The following is a 19,881-nucleotide window of genomic DNA, read 5'->3' on the forward strand; positions in this document are numbered from 1 at the left end:
TTGTCACACCACCATGTCCTCGTAGGAAGCCCCGCGGTAGAGGTCCTCGAACGTCTGAAGGGTGCCGTTGATGCTGTGCGGCTCCACCATTTCGCGGCTCACCTTGCCCATGGCTTTCAGTTGGTCCTCGGGAAGTTCCACCAGCTTGGTGATCTTCGCTGCGAGCTCCGTGCTGTCGTTCGGTGTGAAGAGGTATCCGTTTTCGCCGTCGCGGACCAGATGCGGGAGTGCCATGGCATTGGCCAACAGCACCGGAGTGGAGGCAGACATGGCTTCGAGCGTCACCAACGATTGAAGTTCTGCAGTGCCGGGCATGCAGAAAATGTCGGCCTTGATGTAGGCCTCGCGCAGCTCTTCATCGCTTGCCAGTCCAAGGAATTTCACCCGATCCCCTAAGCCAAGCCTGGCAACCTGTGCTTCCAGGGCCGGGCGGACTTCCCCGCCGCCCACGATCTCAAGGTGGACGTTGAGTTCCCGCGGGGTCTTGGCAATGGCGTCGATGAGCACATTGACGTGCTTCTCTTCCGCAAGGCGTCCCGCGAAAAGAACCGTGGGATTGGCATGGGGTTCGATTGTCTCGCCCGGCTGAAGCTCATAGGCTGCGGAGTCGATGCCGTTGGACAGGGGCAGGACCTTACGGAGGAACGCGTGCTGGTGCATGGCCTTGGCCGCCAGAGGGGTAGGTGTTGTGACGACGTCCGCCTGGCCCATCACCTTGCCCATATCCTTCCAGGAGATACGGCCCACGATGTCCTTGAACCACTGCGGGAAAGGCAGGAACGGATTCAGGTTTTCAGGCATGAAGTGGTTGGTGGCAACAACCCTGATGCCACGCTTTACGGCCTCGTACAGTACGTGTTCGCCAATCATGTAATGGCTTTGAATGTGCACCACGTCCGGTTGGACCTTGTCGAACAGGAGGGTGATTTCTTTCTTGATTTCCCAAGGAAAGCAGATGCGGAAGTATTCGTGGGTGAACACTCCATGCGAGCGGAGGCGGTGCACTGTGGCCTCGTCACGGAACTCCGTGTAGCTCTTGCCTGTGTCCGGACGGCAGGCCAACACGTGCACGTTGTGTCCGCGCGCGGTCATTCCCTTGGCCAGGCGGTAGCCGAACTGCGCAGCACCGTTCAAGTGCGGCGGGTAGGTATCCGCCGCGATCAGGATGGTAAGGGGTTTGTTGGTGTCGGGAATGGTCACGTGGAGAACTCCTGATGGTCACGGTGCGGAACAGCCTTGAACGGGTCAATGCTGTGGTGTCGCCGGGTTGCCGGACCGCTGGGAAGCGGTGGCGCAAGTTAAAGCTTTGCCTAGGCCTTCCGGTTTGCAGCCGCCTTCGCGTCCTTCTTACGCTTGGTGACTTCCGGGTGGTGCCGGCTCAAGGCAATAACCCCCACGATAGCAAGGGAAGCTGCGGCGGCCATGCCGATTGCCATCACAGGCTGGACATCGGGACGAAGCTCACCAAGAATGACGATGCCGATAGCGATACCCACCATGGGGTCCACCACGGTGAGTCCGGCAATAACCAGATCCGGGGGGCCGCCTGAATACGCGCTTTGGACGAACCAGGAACCAAGGCCGCCGGCCGCCGCGATGGCAATGAGCGTGTACCACTGCACGTTGAGCAGGAACAGGCCGTTGGGATCCAGGAGGTGCTTGCCGATGATCCGGGTCAGGACGGCCACGAAGCCAAACAGTACACCCGCTCCCACAATGTATATGAAGGCGCTCATGCGGTGTTTGAACAACACTGCAAGGGTGCCGAAAAGCCCCACGGCCAGGGCCAGGAGCAGCACGATTGTCAGTTCGTCTTCAGCGTTAACATGGTGGTTTTCCTGCGTGACGTTAACTGCCAGGAGTACGAACAAAGCGGATCCGGTGACGCAGGCGGTGATGGCAACCACGGTGGCGCGGTTGATGCTCAGGCCTTGGTCCTTGGCATTGACTACGGTGGTAATGACCAGTGCGATCGCACCAATGGGCTGTACCACCGTCAGGGGTGCCGATACGAGGGCGATCGCATTCATCACCATGCCAAGGCACAACAGCAAGAGCCCGAGCATCCATCGGGGGTTGCGCAGAAGCCGCAGGAACCCGTTGGAGCTCAGGGCCAGGCCGCCGGTATCGGCCTTGACCGCGCTTCCTTGGCGTTGGGCACCAATGGCAAGGAAAAAGGCGCCAAGTACGGCAAGGAAAACCGCCAGCCACACCATCAGCCGTGTCCGCCGTCGTTGGCCCGCAGTTCTTTGCCTTTTCGCAGGATGGCCCAGTAGTAGTTGTAGGCCGCAATCCAGTGGCCCAGCAGGCCGAGGCCGAGGAAGACCCAAGCGGCGGCGAAGTAAGCGTCGGTGTAGGGAATCGGCAATTTGGAAAGTACCAGCAACGGCGTGCCCACCAGCAGGAGCCCGGTGCGGATCTTGCCGATGATGCTGACAGGAAGGTCTGGATGGCTGCGGAAGTAAATCAGCGAGGCAATGGCAAGAATGGCGTCAGGCACCACCAGCGCGGCCAGATACCACCACTGCACGACGCCGGCGATCGCCAAAGTGATGGCAACGGCTATGAGCGCGGCCCGGTCCGCCAGGGGGTCCAGGATCCTGCCCAATTTGGAGGTTTGGTCGTAGCGGCGGGCGATATAACCATCCACCCAGTCCGTGCTGCCCATGATGACCAGGACGAGCACAGCGAAGCCATATTCCTTCTGCCACAGGACCAACCACACAAAGAGCGGAACGCCCATGAAGCGCAGAACGGTGAGCACATTGGGAACAGTAAAGACGAGGTCGTGGTCCACCTGGGGACGGTCCGGATGCGAACCAGCACCGATGAACCTCATGGTGTCCCCCTTTCCTCTCCTCCAGTGTGTGCGGTACCGCGGCAGGCTGCTACTTCTTCAGCAGCTTCCGCAGGGCAACCACGAAGACTGCAGCCGCGGCGGCGAAAGCCACGAGGTCCTTCCATCGGGAAGCAAGGCGTCCGGTGAGGTCCTCGGGGACGGCCTCCCCAAGGTCAGCGAACTTCTCCGAAGCAAAGTCCTTTCCCTCCTGGAGTTTCATGGTGGCTGTTCCCAGCAAAGCCTGGCCCTGCTTCTTGACGTCCAACTGCTCGCCAAGTTCATCGCGCACGCCGGTGAGGTGTTCGCGCCGCTTGTTCAGGCGCAGGCGAAGTTCTGCCTCCGTGGGCGCCTTGGCTGCGTCCGCTTCCTTGGCCGCTTCCTTTGCAGCCTTTTCTGCCTTCGCCTTTTCGGCGGCAGCTTCCTTGGCGGCTTTCTCCGCCTTGGCAGCGGGCGAATTGGGATCCAGGATCGATTCGTCGAAGGCCGAGCCCTCCTTCGCAATTCCGAGATCGTGCTTGAGTCCACGGATGGTGTCTTCCGGGATCAAGGGCATGGCCTTCTTGAACTTGGCGACGCCGATCAAGGCTCCGAGCGCGACGATCACGAGAAAGACCGCTGCGACGATCAACGCTGCAAGCCAGCCCGGCATGATGGTAGCCAAACCGAGAATCGCGGCCACCACCAGCGCGATCACCAGGAGGGACATGAAAACAAGGGCTACGCCAAAGAACGCTCCGGCCACCCCAACCTGGGTGGCCTTGCGCTTGAGTTCGACCTTGGCAAGGGCGATTTCATCGTTGAGTTGCCTGGGAGCCAAACGGGCAACGAGCTTGAGGGTCTTCGGCAAAGTACGGATGGCTGGTCGCGTGCTGGTCCGGCCGGTGTGACGTCCACTCATTGGGTTCCGCCTAACTGCTTCCTCTGGGCATCGTGTCGGGCGAACGCGGCCGGAAAAAGATCGCCGCGGGCACCTGTCCTCAAAACTATCATTCAGGTTCCGGCTCAACTTTCGCCGATGACACCGCGGCGCGCCTGACGTAGCTGCATAAATATGATGTGACGGCCATAGGATAGATGATCGTGACCAATCCAATTGCTCCGGGCGATTCCCTGAGCCGACGCGAAAAGCTTGTCTACATTGTCCTTCTCGGTGCCCTGACCGCTCTGGGGCCCTTCACGGTGGATCTCTACCTTCCTGCGTTTCCTGCGCTGGAGGAGAGTTTTGGCGTATCAGCCACGGCGATCCAGCTGACACTGACCGGCACCACCGTTGGGTTTGGCCTTGGACAGTTGGTGGTTGGTCCCTTCAGCGACAAGTTTGGCCGTCGCCTGCCCTTGATCCTGGCCACTGCACTGCATATTGGATCTTCGTTGGGCGCTGCATTGGCTACGGACATTGGGTTCCTGTCCCTCTTCCGTGTGCTCATGGGTATCGGCGCCGCGGGTGGAGGCGTTGTCGCAATGGCCATGGTCCGGGACTTGTTCCACGGCTATTCGATGGTCCGCATGTTCTCCCGGATGTCCTTGGTCAACGGGCTTGCCCCGATCCTGGCCCCAATCATCGGTTCCCAGTTGCTGCTGGTGTTCCCGTGGCCCGGCATCTTCTACTTCCTGGCTTGCTACGGCACGTTGGTGATACTGGCCGCGATCTTCTTCATTCGCGAAACCCTCCCGGCGGAACGGCGCGGGAAATCCACAGTCACGGTGCGGCAGCGGTACAAGACGGTGCTGACGGACCGGATCTTCGTGGGCATGTTGATGGTAGGCAGCCTCAACTTCGGTGGTTTGTTCGCCTACCTCTCTGCCTCCACGTTCCTGTTCCAGAACATTTACGAATTCTCTCCCCAGGAATACGGCCTCCTCTTTGGCGTCAATTCGCTGGGCATCGTGGCGGGCGTCCAGATCAGCTCAAGGTTGATCCGGCGCGTGGCTCCACAGTGGATTGTGGCCGGAGCCACGGTGTTCATGCTGCTGATGGCGGCCCTGATTATCGTGCTCGATCTCCTGCACGTGGGTCTCTGGGGCATCCTGATTCCGCTGTGGTTCTACATTTGCGCTACAGGCTTCCTGTTCCCCTGCGTCCAGGTCCTCTCCCTGGCGAACCATGGAGCCCAAGCGGGGACGGCGGCATCGCTCCTGGGCGCAGCGCAATTCATGATGGCGGGCATTGTCCCCCCTGTGGTCGGCTGGCTCGGTGTCGATTCAGCGGTACCCATGGGCGCGGTCCAGGCTGTCTGCATCACCGGAGCCATTGCCGCACTGTGGCTGGTGGTCCGGCCTCGGACTGTCCCTTCAATCCACTAGTCCCGTCAATCCATTAGTACGGCATTCCCCAGAACCGGACCATAGGCTGTGACCATGACCAAGAAACCGCACCGCAACGGCAGGGGCCTTTTCCTCGGGGCCCTGCTTGGCGCCGTCGTCGGGGCACTGTTGGGCCGCCTCGCTGGGAGTGCGCTGTTCGGGGCGATACTTGGCGCCGTCATTGGAGCGGCCCTGCTGTACCGGGTGAACCCGGGCCCCTGGAATCGGGACTAACCGTAACCGGGTCCATCGGCCCCGGGTCTATCGGCCCGCGTAAGCCCTCCCCTTACGGCGCCTGGCAGGGCAGAATGGTGGCCAGCCGGGGGTTTCCCCCGCTTCGCCGGTGAAGGGGACATCACATGAGTGCGGCTGTGGGATATCGGGGCACTGTTTATGGCCTGGCGACCGTACGGCGGCTGCCGGTGACCTTGGGACTCGTGCTGTTCCTTTGGGTTGTCGGGGCAGTTACAGGGAGCCTGATCGCCGGCCCCAACGAGGCACTCCTGGAACAAGTCGGGCTGGGTTTGGCGCTGGATCCGGGGCCGGGTTGGTCCATCTTCACATCATCTTTCTTCGCCACCTCCCTGCTCGACTATCTGGCGTGCACCGTGATGATCCTGGTGGGCGTGGGTATCGCCGAGCGCACCATGGGTCCATGGCTGGCCCTGGCAGCATTTATTTTTGGTTCTGCCCTGAGCGCCTTGGTGTTGATGGGGCTGGTTGCTTTTGGAACGGACAACAGCGACCAATGGCTTAGTTTCCTGGGTGGCGAGTACGTTGTGGGCGCTTACGGTGGTGCCGCCGCCGCGTTGGGATGTTCGACGACGGCGCTGGAGGCACTGTGGCGTCGTCGCCTCCGGACGTGGTTGCTGGCCGCCACGCTGATGTTCGCGTTGTTTGTGGGCGTCGCACAAACACTCCAGGCCCTGGCCGGCGCTGTCATCGGCATTCTGGCCGGTTGGGCCGTTCAGGCCCTGGTGCTGCGGCGACGTGCGGGCTCGCTTCATTCCTCGAGTCTTCGTGAGACCCGGTTCCTTGTGGGCACCGTGGTGGGTGTCTTCGCCCTGGGCCCCTTGCTCACCCAGTTAACGGGCACGTTGGAGGTGGGGCCGCTTTCTGTGGTTTCCGAGGTGATGCTGCAAGCAAGCCCCAGCGTGGACGAAGTGAAGGAAGCCTGCGACAACGACAAGAGCTGCGTCACGCTGCAGAGCGTTGTGGGTGTGCAGAGTTTCGGCGCCACCATCCTGTCAGTGATCCCGGTGCTGTTGCTGCTTGTCTGTGCTGAGGGGCTGCGCCGGGGTCGCCGCCTCGCCTACAGACTAACCCTGGTCATCCAGCTCTACCTGGCGTTCGTGACGAGCGTGGCAATCCTGCAGTACGTGACGGATCCGGAAGTGACACTGGGCAATGACGACATCGGTTACCTCCTGCTCTATGCCGTTCCCGCTATTCTGGCGCCGCTGATCATCGCGGTCCTGCTGGTGATCAACCGCCACAAATTCCGGGTGGAATCCAGCGACGCCGGATATCGCGTCCTGGGCAGGACAACCCTCATCATGGCTGCTGTGGCGGCGGCCCTCTACGTGGTCTTCTGGTTCGTAGAAGGGAACCCGGGCCGCTCATCCCTGTGGGACCTCGCAGGCCAATTGACCCATATCCTGGTCCCCTTCCCCGTTCCCTTCGTCGTTGAACTGCCGCAGGGACTGCTGAGCACAGTTCTTTACGGACTGGGCGGGGACGTTATCTGGCTCTGCATCCTTTTGATGGTCCTGAACAATTTCCAGCGGTTCCGGACGCTGGCAAAGGACCCTGCTGCGGATCTGGGACACACCCGTGAATTGCTTCACGACGGCGGGGGCACCTTGTCCTGGATGGCCCTGTGGGACAACAACCAATACTGGTTCACTCCGGACAGGAGGGCCGGCCTCGCCTACCAAGTGCACAACGGAGTGGCACTGACGGTGGCGGGCCCGTTCGGGGCCCGCCAGCACCACACCGAGGCTGCGACAGGCTTCCTGGCGCATTGCGCGGCACTTGGCCTCACACCGTGCTTCTACTCGGCCACGGCGGAGCTTGACGAGGCCATCCTCCCCCGTGGCTTCCGCAAACTGGAGGTGGCGGAAGAAACCCTGCTGAACATCCAGGCCATGACGTTCAAAGGCAAGGAATGGCAGAACGTCAGGACCGCGCTGAACAGGGCTGAGAAGCTGTCCATCAAGGACCACTGGTACCACTACGCGGAAATGCCACCGGGGATCCGGGCACAACTGGCCGAAATCTCGGAAGAGTGGGTGGCGGACAAGGCCCTCCCCGAGATGGGGTTCACGTTGGGCGGACTCGATGAACTGAAGGATCCCGAAGTCATGTGTTGCGTGGCGGTGGACGATGATGGCTTGGTCCATGGGGTCACGAGCTGGCTGCCGGTCTTTACCGACGGCGTCGTGTCGGGTTGGACCTTGGACTTCATGCGCCGCCGAACCACCGGATTCAAGGGCGTCATGGAATTCCTGATCGCCTCTGCCGTTACGCACTTCAAGGACGACGTTCCTCGAATCTCGCTGTCAGGCTCCCCGCTGGCCAATACAGGGGCCGGGACGGACGACGGTGACCACAGTGCCTTGGACCGGGTCCTGGCAATGCTGGGCAATGCACTGGAACCTATGTACGGCTTCAAGTCCCTGGCAGCTTTCAAATCGCGGTTCCAGCCCGAGCACCGCACTCTTTACATGTATTACCGGGACCCGCTGGCCCTGCCTTCCATTGGTCTTGCCGTTGGCTCGGCGTACTTGCCGGGGTTGTCCCGCGCACAGAGCGCCGGTTTGCTGCGGCAAATGGTTGCCCGGGAACCAGCCGCATGACCGCCGCCGGACAGACGCGGCCGTCATGAAGGGCCTCCTGGAAATCGAGATCAGCGGGCCGGTGGTCATGACGATAGCCGTGGTCATCGGCGTCGGGCTTTTCCTGTTGCTGTTCCTCAGGCCGTCTTCGCGCTGGGTCATCACCGCGCTCGTTGGCATTCTGGTAACAGCAGCGCTGGGCTGGTTTACGGTCTGGATCGTGGAGGATGTCCTGGACGTCTTCCACGTGGGCCTGACACCTCGCGTGTGGTTCTGGGTGATCACCGGCTTCGCTGCCCTTGGGCTGGCCGTGGTTAGTTTTCGCCACAGTCCCCGGTGGCGGAAGGTGGTGGCGGCGATATCGATTCCTGTGTTCCTCCTGGTTACTGCGCTGGGCGTCAACATGGAGTTCGGGCTCAACAGGACCCTGGGCTCAGCGCTGGGGATCTCCACTGAGGAAGCCATCCAACTGAGCAAGCCGGACCCGGACGCTCCCCTTCCTTCCGGGCCCCTCTGGCAGAACTGGAAACCACCAGCCAACATGCCAACAAAGGGCGAGGTGGGAACGCAGGTCATTCCAGCCACCGCCTCGGGTTTCAATGCCCGCCCTGCCGGGATCTACCTGCCGCCTGCAGCCCTGACGGAGAACCCTCCCCGTTTGCCCTTGTTCGTCCTCATGATGGGCCAGCCGGGCCTCCCTGATCCCCAGTACGTTTCGGCCGCGTTGGACGAATTTGCTGCGAAGAACAACGGCTTGGCGCCCGTCGCGATCGTGGCCGACCAGATCGGACCGGATCAAGACGACACTCTGTGCCTGGACACAGCCAAGTACGGAAACGTGGAGAAGTACATCAACGTTGACGTGGTGAACTGGGCCAAGGCGAACCTGAACATCCTCCCGGACCGCGACCATTGGACCATCGCCGGATACTCCAACGGCGGGCAGTGCGCCATCTCCTTTGCCCTCAAATACCCGAAGATGTGGGGCAATGTGGTGGACATCTCAGGCGAGGAGTTTCCCGGGGCGGAGGACCCTGCAGGCAACCTGGCAGAGATCTTTAGCGGCAACCAGGCAGCCTATGACGCACAGAAACCCATCAACATCATGAAGGGTAAGCAATTTCCAGACACCACAGCCGTTTTCACCGTGGGCTCGGATGATGTGACCTATGTTGCAGCTGCGAAGGCTGTCTCCGCGGCTGCAAAAGCTTCCGGAATGACGGTGACCTATTACGAGGTGCCAAATGGCGGGCATGTAGGCATCGCATTGAACGCTGGCCTGACAAAAGGGTTCGAGGTGCTGTATCCCAGGCTTGGTTTGTCCGGCTAGGCAGGGCCTGTTGCCGGCCCGCCCCCGGCGATAAAGTTGAGATGTGCCACATTGGCAAGAGCTGCAGCCGCTTCCGGCACCTTGGCAGCGTCGGGATGAACGCATCCTGCCGCTGTGGTGGGACCGTTTGTGCTCTGTGACCAGTCCCCAGTCTGCGGCACTGTATGCAGCCGGCCTTTTCACGGACGATCGCCGCCGGCCTATCGCCCAGTGGTACAACCCCGAAGCCGACGCCGCGTTGCTGGTTGCCCCGGAGACCTCACCTGAGTGGCCGGTCCAGCGGTTTGGAATCTTCTATGCGCCCCCGGGCGGAGGTTTCACCCGCGTCTACTCCGCACCCCATGAATGGCATCCGCGCGAACCGCGGACACCGCCGACCGAACAGGAAGCCTTCCTGGCGGCCGTGGCCGAAGCGGCACGGTTCCTCCAGGTCGAGATGGATTTTGTGTAAAAAAGTGGACCCCGCACCAGTACGAAACCGGTGCGGGGTCCTTGCGCTCCTCCGACTGGACTTGAACCAGTAACCCTTCGATTAACAGTCGAATGCTCTGCCAATTGAGCTACGGAGGAATGAAGCGGTTATGACTTTAGCAAAGGTTTTATGCGAATGCGAATCGGCCGGAGATACCCCCTGGGGGTATAAAAATACCCCCGTTCCGAGACTCCGAAACGGGGGTATTGTGCGCTCCTCCGACTGGACTTGAACCAGTAACCCTTCGATTAACAGTCGAATGCTCTGCCAATTGAGCTACGGAGGAATGAAGCGGTTACTAGCTTAACAGGGCCCCGCCGGAAAACGAAATCGAGCCTCCAAGCCCCTTCCGACAGCCCTCGGCAGAGACCGTCACGAGTCTGAACGCAGGGCTCGACGCTGCATTTCCAACATCATCAGTTCCCGGTTCAGGCGCTGGAATTCCTCGGGAAATGCAGTTGCGTCAAGGCGCTGCAGCTGGCCCATCTTGTCCGCTTTAATGCGGGTGATCTGCAGTTCGAAAAGCCTCGCCAAAATGTCCCGGCAATAGCGTTGCATGGCCTCCGGGGTACTGGCCGGCAAAGGCGTTACCGCCAACTCAGAAACCAAGGGCCGAAGAGGCTCCGGGACTTCCTGCCGGATGTGCTCCACCCATGCCACGGGATCAGCCGCGTGGGCCAGTCCTGTGGCACGCACGGCTGCGTGGACCGCCGCGTAGGCAGGAGTAGCAAAATGGGACGCCTCAAAGCGCTCCCATGCCCCGTCGCCCAGGACTGAGGGCTCCTGGAGGACCACTTCCAGTGCTTGGCGCTCCATCCCTGCCACGGGGTCCCGCGGGTCGGGACGGTTGAAGACCTGACCGCTCGACGCCTGACCGTTCGACGATGCGGCCGTCGTCGTGGATTGCTCCACAGCGCCGGACTGAGCCCCGCCGGACGGAGCAGCGCCGGATGCCGCGCGCTTGGCTGCGGCCCCGACGTAGCGGCTGACTTCCTCAATCGGCATGCCCAACCAGCCAGCGAGTTCGCGGATGTAGGCGGGACGGATGGCGGAGTCGCGGATTTGTGCCACAACGGGCGCCGCTTCCCGCAGCGCTGCGACGCGACCTTCTACCGTGTCCAGGTTGTGCCTGCGGAGCGAGGCCCGGATCGCGAACTCGAAGAGCGGCTTCCTGCTGTCGATGAGTTCGCGTACTGCGGCATCGCCCTTGAGTTGACGAAGATCACAGGGATCAGCGCCAGTGGGCTCTACCGCGACGTACGTTTGCGCGACGAATCGTTGGTCTTCCTCGAAGGCGCGGAGGGCGGCCTTCTGGCCGGCGGCGTCTCCGTCGAAGGTGAAGACCACTTCTCCCCCGGTGCCGTCGTCCGAAAGCAGGCGCCGGGCGATCTTGATGTGTTCGGTGCCGAACGCCGTGCCGCAGGTGGCGACCGCCGTCGTGACTCCTGCGAGGTGACAGGCCATGACGTCGGTGTACCCCTCAACCACCACCAGTTGCCGGTCCTTGGCGATGTTGCGCTTGGCGATGTCGATCCCGTAGAGGACCTGGGACTTTTTGTAGAGCGTGGTTTCAGGCGTGTTCAGGTACTTTGGACCCTGATCGTCCTCGTAGAGCTTCCGGGCGCCGAAGCCGATGGTGTCCCCGGCGATGTCCCGGATGGGCCAGATGAGCCTGCCACGGAAGCGATCGTAAATGCCCCGGTTTCCTTCAGAAAACATGCCCGTCAGCTTGAGTTCAGCATCGGTAAACCCACGGCCGCGCAGGTGCTTAAGGAGCGAATCCCACCCCTGCGGCGCATAGCCCACGCCGAAGTGTTCGGCCGCCGCGCGGTCAAAGCCCCTGCCATCGAGGAAGTTGCGGCCCTCGGCGGCTCCGGGCGTCAGCAACTGGGCGCGGAAGAACTCGTCGGCGATCTTGTGGGCATCCAGGAGGCGCTGGCGCTTGCCCACTTCTTCGCGGCTCGGACCGGTGCCGCCGTCCTCGTAACGCAGCTCGTAGCCGATCCTGGCGGCCAGCTTTTCCACTGCCTCGTGGAAGGAGCTGTGGTCCATTTTCTGGACGAAGGAGATGGCATCCCCGTCTTCGCCGCAGCCGAAGCAGTGATATCTGCCCACTTGGGGGCGCACAGTGAAGGATGGTGAGCGTTCGTCGTGGAAGGGGCACAGGCCCTTGAAGCTACCCAAGCCAGCACTCTTCAGGGTGACGTAACCGTCAACGACTTCCTTGATATCCGTGCGCTGGCGTACTTCGTCGATATCTTCACGTTTGATCAAGCCAGCCACGTGACCATCCTAGCCGCTCGAGCTTGGCGTCCCGTCAGAGTGCCGGTGCTACCAGAGTGACGGGAGGCTCCCCACCAGGCGCTCGTACATGGCCAGGGCTGAACCATCCGTCAGCGACGCCACCTGGTCAATGACTACCCGCAGCCGCGCACCGTCGTCGGCAGCGTCGCGCCAGTCAGCAGCGAACATCGGTTCGAGGTGGCGGTCGCCTGTGGCGTTCAGGACGCCCACCAAGGCGTGCAGGACTTCGCGCTGGCGTTCGTAGACGGGCTGGCGGTGATCCGTGGAAATGACGAACGTGGTGGCCAGGCCCTTCAGGACCGCGATTTCGGTCACGGTGTCCTCCGGGACCATCAGCTCGGCGCCATAGCGGGTCAGGTTTGCGGGGCCAAAATGGTCACGCGTGGTTTCCATGGCGCTCTGGCAGAACCGGCCGATGAGCTGGCTGGTCATATCCTTCAGCGCTGCCATGGACTTTCGGCTGCCATCGGCCTCGCGGACCCACACCGTGGTGGCCTCAAGCCTGGCAAGGGCAGCATCAATGTCAGCAGGATCGTTGTGTGGGAGGTACCACTGCTTGGTGTAGCCCACGACGCGGGCGCGGTGGTCCGGATTTTCCATCCACTTCAGTTGGAAGTGGCCGGCAACAATTGCGTCCTCGACGTCATGGACCGAATAGGAAATATCGTCCGCGAGGTCCATCACCTGGGCCTCGATGCAGGAGCGGTTACCGGGAGCGCCCTCACGCAGCCATTCGAACACGGGAAGATCGTCCTCATAGGCGCCGAACTTGCTGGTGCGGTGGCCATGGATAACGGGGGCGTCGACGGCGGACCACGGGTACTTGGACGCAGCATCCAGGCTGGCGCGGGTCAGGTTGAGCCCGGCGGGCCTGCCATCCTCGGCAAGGACTTTCGGTTCCAGGCGCGTCAACAACCTCAACGTCTGCGCGTTGCCTTCGAACCCTCCAATAGTGTGTGCCACCTCATTCAGGGCAGACTCACCGTTATGGCCGAACGGTGGATGGCCGAGGTCATGGCTAAGGCACGCAGTATCCACGACGTCCGGATCGCAGCCCAGCGAACGGCCAAGTTCACGGCCTACCTGCGCAACCTCCAGGCTGTGCGTCAGACGGGTGCGGACGAAATCGTCCGTATCCGGAGCAACAACCTGCGTTTTTGCGCCCAGCCGTCGCAGGGCGGAGGAATGCAGGACCCGTGCCCGGTCGCGTTCAAAATCGGAGCGGTACGTAGTCTTTCGCGGCTCTTCCACCCACCGCGCAGAATCCGCTTCGGTGTAGCCCGGAATTGCCAGCACGTAGTCGTGCGCCGTTCCAGTGCGGCCCAGCATCGCTTCGGTTCCCATGGGTATCTGCCTCCTTCAAGCGCCGTTGTAATGGTGCCTCTTGAGCCAGTCTTACACGTGTGAAGCTAGCCGCCTGACACGTCCAGCTCTGCTGCGGAGATTTCGGCACTCTGTTCCGCGTTCAGTTGACGGCTCATGAGCCAATCCTTGGGCAGCGCTGGCTTCTTCGGTGATCCGGCACGGCCGCGCGGACCCTCGGAATCGATGCCCGGATACGGCAAATCCATGTCCAGCTCTTCAAGGAGTCCGCGCAGGACCTCAAGGGTGGGAACCGTGGCCAGCTTGGCGCGAAGCTCCCCGCCAACTACGTAACCCTTGAAGTACCAAGCCATGTGCTTTCGGATTTCCCGCAGTGCCTTGTACTCATCGTTGCCGAAGGTCTCCACCATGAGCTCTGCGTGACGGTAGACGCCTTCGGCGACCTCCCGCAGGCCCGGACGGTGCCGCTGGTCGCTGCCTTCGAATGCCGCCTGCAGATCGCCGAACAGCCACGGTCGTCCCTGGCAACCACGGCCTACCACTACGCCGTCCACACCGGTTTCCCGAACCATACGGACAGCGTCCTCTGCGGACCAGATGTCACCGTTTCCCAGGACCGGAATGTCAGGCAGCGCCTCACGAAGGCGGGCGATGGCGGACCAGTCAGCCTGCCCGGAATAGAACTGGGCGGCGGTGCGGCCGTGAAGGGCGACGGCGGCCACTCCCGCATCGCGGGCGATCCGTCCGGCGTCGAGGTACGTCAGGTGGTCCTCGTCAATGCCCTTGCGCATCTTGATGGTCAGCGGGATGCCACCCTTGGAGGCTTCCTTCACGGCGGTCTGCACGATCGACGTGAACAGATCGATCTTCCAGGGCAGCGCGGAACCGCCACCCCGGCGGGTGACCTTGGGCACCGGGCAGCCGAAGTTGAGATCGATGTGGTCAGCCCGGTCTTCCTCGACGAGCATGCGGACTGCCGCGCCGACCGTTACGGGGTCAACACCGTAGAGCTGCACGGAACGCACTTTCTCGTCCTCATCGTGCGAGATGATGCGCAACGATTCCGGAGTCCGTTCCACCAGCGCACGCGATGTCACCATCTCAGCCACGTACAGGCCACCACCGTATTCACGGCAGAGCCTGCGGAAGGCTGAGTTGGTGATGCCCGCCATGGGGGCAAGGATCACGGGAGTGTCCACGGTGATCCCACCGAGCTGCAAAGGCGGAAGCTCAAGCTTTGGGGCAGGGGGCGTTGCTACTACAGTCACCCATCCATTGTTGCAAATCAGGGCAAATCGACTATCGAGAGACTTTTGGGCATGGCGCGTTCCGGCGGCTGTTCCGGAAATTGCCTACAGGAGCCAGCCGTTATCGGCTGCGATTCGTACGGCCTCGGCTCGTGTCCTTCCGCCGGTCTTGGCCATCGCCGCAGAGAGGTAGTTACGCACGGTCCCTTCGGAAAGGATTGCTGCTTTGGCAATGTCCGCCACAGTCCCACCGGCAGCGGCAGCCCTCAGCACTTCCGTCTCGCGCAGAGTCAGCGGGCTGTCGCCGGATGTCAAGGATTCTGCAGCCAGTGCCGGATCCACCACGCGAAGCCCACGGTGAACGCGACGCACGGCCTCGGCGAGCTGCCGCGCCGGCGTGTCTTTGACGACGAAGCCGGATGCCCCGGCCTGCATGGCTCGTTTGAGGTAGCCGGGCCGACCAAAGGTGGTAACCATCAGCACCCGGCACAAGGGCGCCGCCCGGCGGACGGCAGCGGCTGCGCTGATTCCGTCCAGTCCCGGCATCTCGACGTCCAGCATTGCGACGTCTGCGGAATACTCCACCACCGCATCGGCGACTCCTGTCCCATCGCCCAGTTCCGCAACCACCTCGATGTCCGGCTCCAATCCCAGCAAGGCCACCAGGGCACCCCGCACCAGCGCTTGATCGTCTGCGATCACCAATCGGATGCTCATACGTCAACTGCCAATCTGAAACCTCCAAGTTCGCTGGGGCCGATGCTGGCGCTTCCGCCTGCCATGGCCGCCCTCTCCCGTATTCCGGCCAGTCCGCTGCCGGGGCGCGCTTCGGGACCCGGCCCCACGCCGTCGTCCTCCACCAGGACGCCGGAGGCTGTCAGCATGACCCGACAATGCGTGGCACGGGAATGCCGCACTACGTTGGTGATGCCTTCCCTCAGTACCCAGCCGAAGAGCTCGCGATGCCGGGCTGGAACTTGCTCAACAGTCGACGGCAACTCGGCCTCGATACCTGCCGATTCCAGTGCAGTCCTGGCGGTTGCGAGTTCGGCGAGGACATTGACGCCACGATATCCGGCCACGGTGGCACGGACGTCAGCCAGCGCGCCGCGGGCGAGGTCCTGCACTTCCGTGATCTCCGCCGCCGCCCTGTCCAGGGAAGGCCCGGTAGCTCCTTCCATCAACCGGCCTGCCAGTTCAGCCTTGACGGCGATCACTGTCAGGGAGTGTCCCAGGATGTCATGCATGTCCCGGGCAACCCGGCTCCTCTCGGCAGCAACCGCCGCATCCGCCAATTCGCTTTGCGCCGCACGCAACTGGGATGTTTGCCGGATCATACGTGCAAAGGAAGACATCATGAGACCCAACGACAAGATGAGCGCAGGCTGGAAGAAGGCCTGCTCGGGTGTCCCTGTGGACAGCCCGGTACCCAAGGAGACTGCGGCAAGCGCCATGATCAAGGCGAAGTCGACGCGGGGCGGCAACACGGTCATGGCAATCGCGCACGCGAGGAAGGGCCACGTCCAGAGTGCCTCCGGGCCGACCAGGAAAATCACCAGGCCGTTCAGCGCCAACAGAATGCTGACGCACACCAGACCGGTCGCGCTGCCCCGGCGTCGGCTGTACATGGGAAGAATGGCATAGGCGGCGAAGAAGGCGATCAACGATGTGGAGGCTGAAAGTTTCCAGGGAAGCGGTTCGTCGACGGACCACACCAGGTTCCACGTGGGCCAAGCCCAGAGAAGAATGGAAAATCCGGCGCCTACATACCACCGGCCGGGTCCTCTCCCAAGGAACGTTCCGCCGGACTTCTCGGAGCTCATGACTCCCACCCTAGTCAAAGTGGACAGGATCAGACGCGCTTGGTGTCGCGGCGAAATGCCAGCGCGGCTCCGCCAACGAAAATCGCCAGCCAGATCACGACGTTAACGATCCACATGGCGTCGAACTGTCCAGTGATGGGGCTCCGGGCCAACTGCCCGATCCCATATGCCGGGGTGAACTTGGCGATGGCACCAAAGGTCTCGCCCATGATCTCGATCGGCATAAAGAGCCCGCCGAGCATGGCCAGGATAGCCAGCGCCGGGCCAAGGATCTGCATCACATTCTGGCTTGGCATGAGATACCCCACGAACAAGCCCAGGGCGGCGAAGACCAAGGAACCCAGCCAGGCAACCAATCCAGCTGTCACCCACGTCTGAACGTCCATGGTGACCCCGGCCAAAGCGCCGATGATGAATTGGGCGATCACAGCGACGAGCGACAACGTCAGGGCTGCCGCAGCTTTGACAGCAATATAGGCACCGGGAAGCAAAGGAGTAAGCCGGAGTTGCCTGCTCCACCCCTGCGCACGTTCCACCGCCACCTGGCTGCCGGCTCCGGTGGCCGCGGTCATGGCTGCGTACACCGTCAGACTGATCAGGATGTACTGACCATAGCTGTGGCCGTTGGGCAACTGCTGGTTCTTGTTGGACAGGCCGAAGATGAAGAAGAAGATCGCGGGCATGACGACTGTGAAGATGACTGTCCTGCGGTTGCGGAGCATCCGCTTAATCTCGATCCACAGGAACGTCCGGTTGATACCGCCCGCGGAGGGCTTGCGGTCCTGCATTGCCGTTGCCGTACTCATGCCCGGTCTCCTTCGAGTGCGGGTTCAGTGGTTTCTGATTCTGCTCCATCCCCTGTGAGCGCCACGAAGGCCTCCTCAAGGTTGTTGGCCACGACTTCCAGATCGTGTGCTGCAGTGCTGTTCAGCAGGTAGCGGACGACCGAGTCTGAGTCCGCCGTGCGTACGGTGAGCTTTCCGGCGTCGTAGTCCACGCTGTCCGCTGATGGGAGTCCCGCCAGAAGATGCCGGTCAGTGGCTGGCAAGGAAGCCTTGACCGTGCGGCCGGAGGCAAGGTTCTTGATCTGGGCCGCTGTGCCATCGGCAACTACCTCGCCCTGACGGACCAAGACGATCCGATCCGCGTAAGCGTCCGCTTCCTCAAGGTAGTGGGTGGCGAAAATTACTGTGCGGCCGCGCGAGGCGTCCGCCCTGATGGCGGCCCAGAAGTCGCGTCGGCCAGCGACGTCCATGCCAGTGGTCGGTTCGTCCAGGATCAGCAGGCCGGGATCAGAAACCAGGGCCATCGCAAAGCGCAGGCGCTGCTGCTGGCCGCCCGAGCATTTCTCCACCTTGCGGTTGGCGATATCCAGGATGCCGGCACGGGTCAGTGCCTGTTCCACTGGTCGCGACGAGTCAAACATTGCGGCCGTTAGCTGCACCGTTTCCCGGACAGTAATATCCCGCAGCAACCCGCCGGTCTGCATGACCGCTGCCACTTGGCCCCGCGCAATGGCGCCGCGTGGCGAGTGGCCGAAAATCGAAACCTCACCTTGGTCGGGGGTGCTAAGACCGAGGATCATGTCGATGGTGGTGGTCTTGCCTGCACCATTGGGCCCAAGGAAGGCCACAACTTCGCCTTGTTGCACGGTCAGATCCAAGCCACGAACCGCGCGGACCTCCCCGAAGCTCTTGTGCAATCCGACGGCGTGGACTGCCGGCACTCCCGTGATTCCCATGGTTCTCCCTGGTTGGCGGTCTTGTTCCACCATCCATTCAAGCCGGGATTGCCCACCCGGACCCGTGGAGGCTGTCACCGGTCCAAGATGACAAATGTCATTGCCCTGCCGTCACATGGAGCCGCGCGCACCGTCATCGTCGCCGCGGCGCTCCGCCTCACGCTGGGCACGGCGACTCCCCGGGCGGGCAGGCTTGCCGACCACGCGGGAAGACCGGCCGCCGTCGAGCGTTTCGACCCGGCCAGAACCCACGACGGCGGCCGCGGCTGCGAGCGTACCGGTATCGTCAACGTCGTCCGGATTCACGGACAGAGTGGGCTCCGGGACCGCCCCCTTCACGCCCGTGGCTTTGACCACCAGGACGGCAATCAGCGTGGTAACCGGGATGGCGAGCACGAGCCCGATGGAGCCGACCAGCGTCCGGATGACTTCTTCGGACAGCTCCGCACTGGTCAGGGCCTCGGCAAGTGGGCGGTCGTAAAGCATCACGATGATGAGGATCGGAAGGGCGGCACCAGCGTAAGCGAACGCAATGGTGTAAACGGTGGAGGCGATGTGGTCCCGGCCAATCCGCATCGCCGAGGAGAACAGCTTCCGGGCACTGGTGTTCGGGGCCAGTTCGTAAAGTTCCCACACAGCAGAGGATTGGGTAATGGTGACGTCGTTGAGGACGCCGAGGCCTGAGATGATCAGTCCGCACAGGATGATGCCGGAGATTGAAATCTTGTCCGACATATTAATCAGCGTGGCAGCGTCATGGTCACCGACGCCTGCAAGGTTGGCAGCATCCGTGGCCCACGCCGCCAACAGCGCTGTAATGCCCAACCCGAAGATGGTTCCCAGCAGGGCCGTGGACGTCCTCGCCGAGAAGCCGTGGGCGAAGTACAGGACCCCGATCATGATCACCGTGGAACCCACCAAAGCCAGCATGAGTGGCGGCTTCCCCTCCACGAGCCCCGGCAGGATGAAGCTGACCAGCACGGCATAGGCGCCAACCAGGCCAAGGAGCGCCCGGAAGCCACGCCAGCGCGCCACAGCGATCACTACCACCGCATAGAGCACGGCCAGCAGGGCAATTGGCAGGCTCCGCACGAAATCCACAAAAACGTACGACGGCGAGCCGTTGCCTTGCGATGCGCCCTGGACACCGGAAAGGTTCAGATAGCGGATCGAGTCCCCCACATCCACCCCATGGGATTTGGCGACGTCGGGGTTGATCACTACTTTGACGGCTTCCCCGCCCTTGTCCGGCTGGGTGAAAGCAAAAGTGCAGTCGGATCCGCCGGACTGGCCCGTTTGACCGGTGTCCGTCTGGCCAGTATCCGTTTGTCCTTGCGTGGACTGTCCGGTTTGTGTGCAACTTTCCTGCACCACGCTCTGGATCTTTCCGGTATCGAACGTCACCCCCGGGGCAGCCTGGTAGGGACTCGCGAAGGAGATTCCGTCCCGACTGCCCGAGGGCCACATGACCATCATGGCGATGACAGTGAGCACTCCAAGGGGAACCAGCACCGCAGCCAGGAGCCAGTTGGCGCGTTTCCGGGACGCAACGGCCTGCGGGGTTGGCTCGGAACTTTCAGAATGACCGTGACCGTGGGAGTGTCCGTGACCCATCAGCTGCAAAACCTCATGGCTTCAAGCCTAGCCGGGTCACATGCAAA

The 19,881-nt window shown here is 62.3% G+C and carries 17 protein-coding genes and 2 tRNA genes; 5 read left to right on the plus strand and 14 right to left on the minus strand.

All coding sequences use genetic code 11. The annotated features are described in order from the left end of the window. Nucleotides 1–3 precede the first annotated feature (3 nt). The 4 genes from AC1DD7_RS02525 to AC1DD7_RS02540 all read right to left on the minus strand — a co-directional run bounded on the left by AC1DD7_RS02525 (nt 4) and on the right by AC1DD7_RS02540 (nt 3,737). A complete protein-coding gene (locus AC1DD7_RS02525; RefSeq protein ID WP_477513660.1) occupies nt 4–1,200 on the minus strand; it encodes a glycosyltransferase in 1,197 nt (398 codons plus the stop codon). A gap of 110 nt (nt 1,201–1,310) precedes the next feature. Beyond that, nucleotides 1,311–2,216, minus strand: coding sequence for a DMT family transporter (locus AC1DD7_RS02530; RefSeq protein WP_477513661.1), 906 nt, complete (start codon nt 2,214–2,216; stop codon nt 1,311–1,313). After that, nucleotides 2,216–2,839: a CDP-alcohol phosphatidyltransferase family protein gene (locus AC1DD7_RS02535; RefSeq protein ID WP_477513662.1), complete on the minus strand. Its 624-nt coding sequence runs from the start codon at nt 2,837–2,839 to the stop codon at nt 2,216–2,218. The genes AC1DD7_RS02530 and AC1DD7_RS02535 overlap by 1 nt, the downstream gene beginning before the upstream one ends. A 49-nt stretch (nt 2,840–2,888) precedes the next feature. After that, nucleotides 2,889–3,737: a phage holin family protein gene (locus AC1DD7_RS02540; RefSeq protein ID WP_477513663.1), complete on the minus strand. Its 849-nt coding sequence runs from the start codon at nt 3,735–3,737 to the stop codon at nt 2,889–2,891. Between the two features lie 176 nt (nt 3,738–3,913). Between AC1DD7_RS02540 and AC1DD7_RS02545 the strand changes: the two genes are divergently transcribed. The 5 genes from AC1DD7_RS02545 to AC1DD7_RS02565 all read left to right on the plus strand — a co-directional run bounded on the left by AC1DD7_RS02545 (nt 3,914) and on the right by AC1DD7_RS02565 (nt 9,761). Further along, a complete protein-coding gene (locus tag AC1DD7_RS02545; protein WP_431119359.1) occupies nt 3,914–5,143 on the plus strand; it encodes a multidrug effflux MFS transporter in 1,230 nt (409 codons plus the stop codon). A 54-nt stretch (nt 5,144–5,197) separates the two neighbouring features. Beyond that, on the plus strand, nt 5,198–5,377 hold the full coding sequence (locus tag AC1DD7_RS02550) for a glycine zipper domain-containing protein (RefSeq protein WP_477513664.1): 180 nt from the start codon (nt 5,198–5,200) through the stop codon (nt 5,375–5,377). A gap of 125 nt (nt 5,378–5,502) precedes the next feature. Further along, complete coding sequence (locus tag AC1DD7_RS02555; RefSeq protein WP_477513665.1) at nt 5,503–8,001, plus strand: bifunctional lysylphosphatidylglycerol flippase/synthetase MprF; 2,499 nt, start codon at nt 5,503–5,505, stop codon at nt 7,999–8,001. A 25-nt stretch (nt 8,002–8,026) separates the two neighbouring features. Continuing rightward, a complete protein-coding gene (locus AC1DD7_RS02560; RefSeq protein ID WP_477513666.1) occupies nt 8,027–9,310 on the plus strand; it encodes an alpha/beta hydrolase in 1,284 nt (427 codons plus the stop codon). Between the two features lie 43 nt (nt 9,311–9,353). Beyond that, nucleotides 9,354–9,761: a hypothetical protein gene (locus tag AC1DD7_RS02565; protein WP_224166936.1), complete on the plus strand. Its 408-nt coding sequence runs from the start codon at nt 9,354–9,356 to the stop codon at nt 9,759–9,761. A 46-nt stretch (nt 9,762–9,807) separates the two neighbouring features. Here the strand turns inward: AC1DD7_RS02565 and AC1DD7_RS02570 are convergent. The 10 genes from AC1DD7_RS02570 to AC1DD7_RS02615 form a co-directional block, all read right to left on the minus strand. Next, nucleotides 9,808–9,880: transfer RNA gene (locus AC1DD7_RS02570), tRNA-Asn, on the minus strand. Nucleotides 9,881–9,995: 115 nt separating this feature from the next. Then, a tRNA-Asn gene (locus AC1DD7_RS02575) sits at nt 9,996–10,068 on the minus strand. A gap of 86 nt (nt 10,069–10,154) precedes the next feature. Next, on the minus strand, nt 10,155–12,065 hold the full coding sequence (dnaG, locus tag AC1DD7_RS02580; protein WP_477513667.1) for a DNA primase: 1,911 nt from the start codon (nt 12,063–12,065) through the stop codon (nt 10,155–10,157). Nucleotides 12,066–12,113: 48 nt separating this feature from the next. Continuing rightward, the gene (locus AC1DD7_RS02585; RefSeq protein WP_477513668.1) at nt 12,114–13,430 is read right to left on the minus strand and encodes a deoxyguanosinetriphosphate triphosphohydrolase; all 1,317 of its coding nucleotides are present in this window, start codon (nt 13,428–13,430) and stop codon (nt 12,114–12,116) included. A 65-nt stretch (nt 13,431–13,495) separates the two neighbouring features. Next, nucleotides 13,496–14,677 carry a tRNA dihydrouridine synthase DusB gene (gene dusB, locus AC1DD7_RS02590; RefSeq protein WP_442006223.1) on the minus strand — a complete coding sequence of 394 codons (1,182 nt, stop codon included), beginning with the start codon at nt 14,675–14,677 and terminating at the stop codon, nt 13,496–13,498. An 84-nt stretch (nt 14,678–14,761) separates the two neighbouring features. Then, complete coding sequence (locus AC1DD7_RS02595; RefSeq protein WP_477513669.1) at nt 14,762–15,373, minus strand: response regulator transcription factor; 612 nt, start codon at nt 15,371–15,373, stop codon at nt 14,762–14,764. After that, nucleotides 15,370–16,479, minus strand: a complete 1,110-nt coding sequence (locus AC1DD7_RS02600; protein ID WP_477513670.1) for a sensor histidine kinase — start codon at nt 16,477–16,479, stop codon at nt 15,370–15,372. The genes AC1DD7_RS02595 and AC1DD7_RS02600 overlap by 4 nt, the downstream gene beginning before the upstream one ends. Nucleotides 16,480–16,508: 29 nt before the next feature. Further along, entirely contained in the window at nt 16,509–17,285 is a 777-nt protein-coding gene (locus tag AC1DD7_RS02605) for an ABC transporter permease (RefSeq protein WP_477513671.1), read from the minus strand. Continuing rightward, entirely contained in the window at nt 17,282–18,220 is a 939-nt protein-coding gene (locus tag AC1DD7_RS02610) for an ABC transporter ATP-binding protein (protein ID WP_477513672.1), read from the minus strand. The genes AC1DD7_RS02605 and AC1DD7_RS02610 overlap by 4 nt, the downstream gene beginning before the upstream one ends. Nucleotides 18,221–18,331: 111 nt before the next feature. Then, nucleotides 18,332–19,834 carry a YibE/F family protein gene (locus AC1DD7_RS02615; RefSeq protein ID WP_477513673.1) on the minus strand — a complete coding sequence of 501 codons (1,503 nt, stop codon included), beginning with the start codon at nt 19,832–19,834 and terminating at the stop codon, nt 18,332–18,334. Nucleotides 19,835–19,881 lie beyond the last annotated feature (47 nt).

This window comes from Paenarthrobacter sp. 10L412, from assembly GCF_056395565.1.